This window comes from uncultured Caballeronia sp., assembly GCF_964243625.1.
Taxonomy (GTDB): Bacteria; Pseudomonadota; Gammaproteobacteria; order Burkholderiales; family Burkholderiaceae; genus Caballeronia.
This window is the reverse complement of sequence record NZ_CAXTGZ010000628.1, coordinates 1-3,513: the sequence shown is the minus strand read 5'-3', so window position 1 is coordinate 3,513 and position 3,513 is coordinate 1. Positions and strand designations below refer to the sequence as shown.

The window sequence follows — 3,513 nt, the reverse complement described above, 5'->3', positions numbered from 1 at the left end:
CGACCGGACTGCGGCCTTTGTAGCCGAGTACGTTCCGTAACCCGGGTTGCCGATCGATCCGGCAATCGAACCCACCAATACGATGCTGCTGCCGCTCGCCATGTGCTGCACCGCGCGCTGAACGGTGAACACCATGCCGCGAACGTTGACGTCGAACGCTTTATCGAAGTGATCTTCGGTCGTGGAATCGAGCGTCGAGAACTCCGATATACCCGACGACGTCACCAGGATATCCAGCTTGCCGGCCTTCGCCTTGACCGTATCGAACAGCCGGTCGAGATCGCTTGCACTCGTCACGTCACCTTGCACGGCTTCCACGTGACCGCCAATCAACGCAACGGCCTCATCGAGCTGCGCCTTGCGACGGCCGGTGATAAAAACATGGGCGCCTTCTTCGGCGAAGCGCCGCGCTATCGCAAGACCAATTCCGCTATTGCCACCGGTGATAACCGCTGTCTTTCCTTCGAGCTTCAGCACAGTCAACCCCTTGTATGTTCAGTCCGGCCGAAGATACACCGTGTATATTTAGTGTCAATTACGCACCGTTCATAGACTAGATATACGAGAGGAAACCGTGATGGCATCAAAGGTGGCATTGAAGGCAAGCCCGCCGCTTGCCGAGATCAACGCGACGCGGCCCGTTCTAGAGCAGATCGCGAACAAATGGTCGGTGTTGATCCTGACCGTGTTGTGCACTGAACCCTCGCGTTTTAACGCGATAAAGCGACGCCTCGATCCCATTACGCACAAGGCGTTGACCGAAGCTTTGCGACGGCTGGAGCGAAACGGGCTGGTCAATCGCCGGGTCATAGCATCGTCGCCGGTGGCGGTCGAGTATTCGATCACTTCGCTCGGTCGAACGTTGCAAGATCCATTCGAGGCGCTCGTGGTGTGGGCGGCGAAGCATGGCGGGGGTATCGAGAGAGCGCAGCTCGCTTACGATGAAAGGGCGCTTTGAACCGGTTCAATCGGCAGACCGGGTTTGCTTTCCCTCTGCGGCCAGATAGCGTCCGGGCGTCGTCCCCAAGGCGCGCCGGAACATATCGATAAACGCGCTGACGTTGTCGTATCCCAGTTCGAGCGCGATCGTTGTCACCGACACGCCATCCGCGACAAGTTCCAGCGCGCGAAGCAAGCGCGCCTGCTGACGCCATTGCGCGAAACTCAAGCCGGTCTCCTCCGCAAACCGGCGGCTCAAGGTTCGCGGCGCCAGACCCGCCCACGCGGCCCATTCCTCGAGACGGCGGTTGTCGGAGAGATCACTGGCTAACGCATCCGTGATTCGGATGAGCCGTGCATCTTCCGGGCGCGGAAGGACCAGCGATTCTTCTTTCGATGCGGCCAGTTCATCGATCACCACTTCTGCTATCCGCGTCTGCGTCTGGTCCAACTCGGCGCCCGGCCACGTCGCGGCGCGTCTCACTGCTTCGCGCAGCAACGGCGTTGTCCTGATCGCCCGGGGCGCCGACGGCAGATTGGCACATCGGTGCTCGGTGATGAAAACGCTCCAGCCCGAGAACGGTCCATACGAGCGCACGGAGTGGACGCAATGCGGCGGAATCCAGATTGCATGGACGGCGGGGACGACCCAGTGCTGTTTGTCCAGGCCGACCGACATCAAGCCGCTCAATGCGCCCATGAGTTGTCCGCGCGCATGGCTGTGCGACGGCGTGGCGCGCGCTTCGTCCTGCGTCAGTTCAGCCGCGGCGAGGAACGGACCGTCCGGCGAGGTCACGAGGTCGGGTCGAATCAAATATGAAGTCATGGCTGAAACGCGGTATCGATTGGCCTTTATACCGGAGACTGGCCGCGCTCGCACGCCTAAACTGGCTTCATTCTTACTGCTTCAGGAGGCCATCGCGATGCGAGCCCAGGACATGCTCCCCGACCATATCAATCAGGCTGAAATCGGCGGGACCACGATTCGAAAGGGTACTGTCGCCGCATTTCTCGCGAATGCACGTGTCTGGACCGATCCGGAAGCAAGCGAAAACGCACGCGCTGAAGTCGAGACGGACATGCTTGAAGCGCTGCCCGCACTGCGCGCCGTCGGCTTGTTCGATGTCCTCGACATTCGCGATGCCGCGCTTCGCGCCTGGGTCGCCGCGCACACCAAGGACTAAGGAAAACGCCATGAAAGCAGCAATCATCAAAGCGCCGGGTGAAGGCCCGGTTTACGCCGACTTCGATCAACCCTTCGCTCAAGCCGGCCATCGACTGATCGAGGTGACGGCAAGCGCACTGAGCCACGTTGCGCGGGCGCGGGCATCGGGGACGCATTATTCATCGGCGACGACGTTCCCGTTCGTTGCAGGCGTCGATGGAACCGGGCGTCTGGAAGACGGTCAGCGCGTCTATTTTTTCAAGCCGGAGGCGCCGTCTGGATCGTTGGCCGAATACTGCCTCGTGTCCGCCGCTCATTGTGTCGCGTTGCCCGATGCGCTCGATGACGTCACCGCAGCGGCCATCGCGATTCCGGGCATGTCTTCTTTGGCGGCGCTCGTCGAGCGGGGCGGCTTCGTTGCGGGCGAGACGGTGCTGATCAACGGCGCGACGGGTACGTCCGGGCGGCTCGCGGTGCAGATCGCGAAGCATCTCGGGGCGGGGAAGGTCATCGCTACCGGGCGGCGCGAGACCACGCTTGCATCGATGAAAACAGCCGGCGCCGATGTGACTATTTCGCTGGAACAGGAAGAGGGCGCGTTGAACCGCGCGTTTGAGTCGCAATTTGCAGAAGGCGTGGACGTGGTGCTGGATTACTTGTGGGGAAGCAGCGCCCGGGCGTTGTTGGTTTCAGCGGCGAAGGCGTCGCCTGACGATCATCCAGTCCGGTTTGTGCAGATCGGTTCCATCAGCGGCGCCGATATCCAGTTGCCGGCCGCTGTCCTGCGCTCGGCGGCGATCACGCTTACGGGCAGCGGAATTGGAAGTGTTCCGTTGCCCCGCCTTCTGCATGCCATGCAGCAAGTGTTCAATGCAGCCGTACCCGCCGGTCTGCGGACCGACACCGAGATCGTTCCGCTTGCGGATATCGGCAAGTATTGGGCGCATGCGGACAGTTTGCGCCGGACGGTTTTTGTTCCGAAGCCGTGAGGTCAAGAGCGGTACGATGAACATCGCCGGCGGTATAACGTGTACGCTACAATCGCCGCATGGCTAAAAAATCCCCTCCTGCTCCCGCCGTCAAGGACGTTCGCGCTGTTGCGGACGTCCCGAAGCTTACCGGCGCCGACGAGTATCACTTCTCCGAGCAGATCGGCCACCTGCTGCGGCGCGCGTATCAGCGCCACGTCGCGATCTTCCAGGCGGCAATTCCCGATTCGGACCTGACGGCCGCGCAATTCGTGACGTTGTGCGCGGTGAAGGAGCAGCAGTCGTGCTCGCTCAACGACATCGTGAAAGCGACAGCTATCGACCAGGCTACCATCCGTGGCGTGGTCGAGCGGCTCAAGGCGCGTTCGCTGATTGTTGTTTCCCCCGATCCGCTCGATGGACGCAAGCTTCTTGTTCGCA

The 3,513-nt window shown here is 61.3% G+C and carries 6 protein-coding genes; 4 read left to right on the top strand and 2 right to left on the bottom strand.

Translation table 11 applies throughout. From position 1 onward, the window contains the following. A partial coding sequence (locus ACFFAR_RS28295; RefSeq protein ID WP_174365587.1) for an SDR family NAD(P)-dependent oxidoreductase occupies positions 1 to 477 on the bottom strand: 477 nt, incomplete at its 3' end. Positions 478 to 577: 100 nt separating this feature from the next. Between ACFFAR_RS28295 and ACFFAR_RS28290 the strand changes: the two genes are divergently transcribed. Next, complete coding sequence (locus tag ACFFAR_RS28290) at positions 578 to 958, top strand: winged helix-turn-helix transcriptional regulator (protein ID WP_174365586.1); 381 nt, start codon at positions 578 to 580, stop codon at positions 956 to 958. 6 nt (positions 959 to 964) lie between these two features. Here ACFFAR_RS28290 and ACFFAR_RS28285 read toward each other — a convergent pair whose 3' ends face one another. Next, complete coding sequence (locus ACFFAR_RS28285; protein WP_174365585.1) at positions 965 to 1,765, bottom strand: helix-turn-helix domain-containing protein; 801 nt, start codon at positions 1,763 to 1,765, stop codon at positions 965 to 967. Between the two features lie 97 nt (positions 1,766 to 1,862). On the opposite strand from ACFFAR_RS28285, the gene ACFFAR_RS28280 reads away from it, so the two are divergent. The 3 genes from ACFFAR_RS28280 to ACFFAR_RS28270 form a co-directional block, all read left to right on the top strand. Beyond that, positions 1,863 to 2,123, top strand: coding sequence for a hypothetical protein (locus tag ACFFAR_RS28280; RefSeq protein ID WP_375508915.1), 261 nt, complete (start codon positions 1,863 to 1,865; stop codon positions 2,121 to 2,123). 10 nt (positions 2,124 to 2,133) lie between these two features. Beyond that, a complete protein-coding gene (locus ACFFAR_RS28275) occupies positions 2,134 to 3,093 on the top strand; it encodes a zinc-binding alcohol dehydrogenase family protein (protein ID WP_375508914.1) in 960 nt (319 codons plus the stop codon). Positions 3,094 to 3,152: 59 nt separating this feature from the next. Continuing rightward, the coding region (locus tag ACFFAR_RS28270) for a MarR family winged helix-turn-helix transcriptional regulator (protein WP_375508913.1) at positions 3,153 to 3,513 on the top strand (361 nt) is incomplete at its 3' end.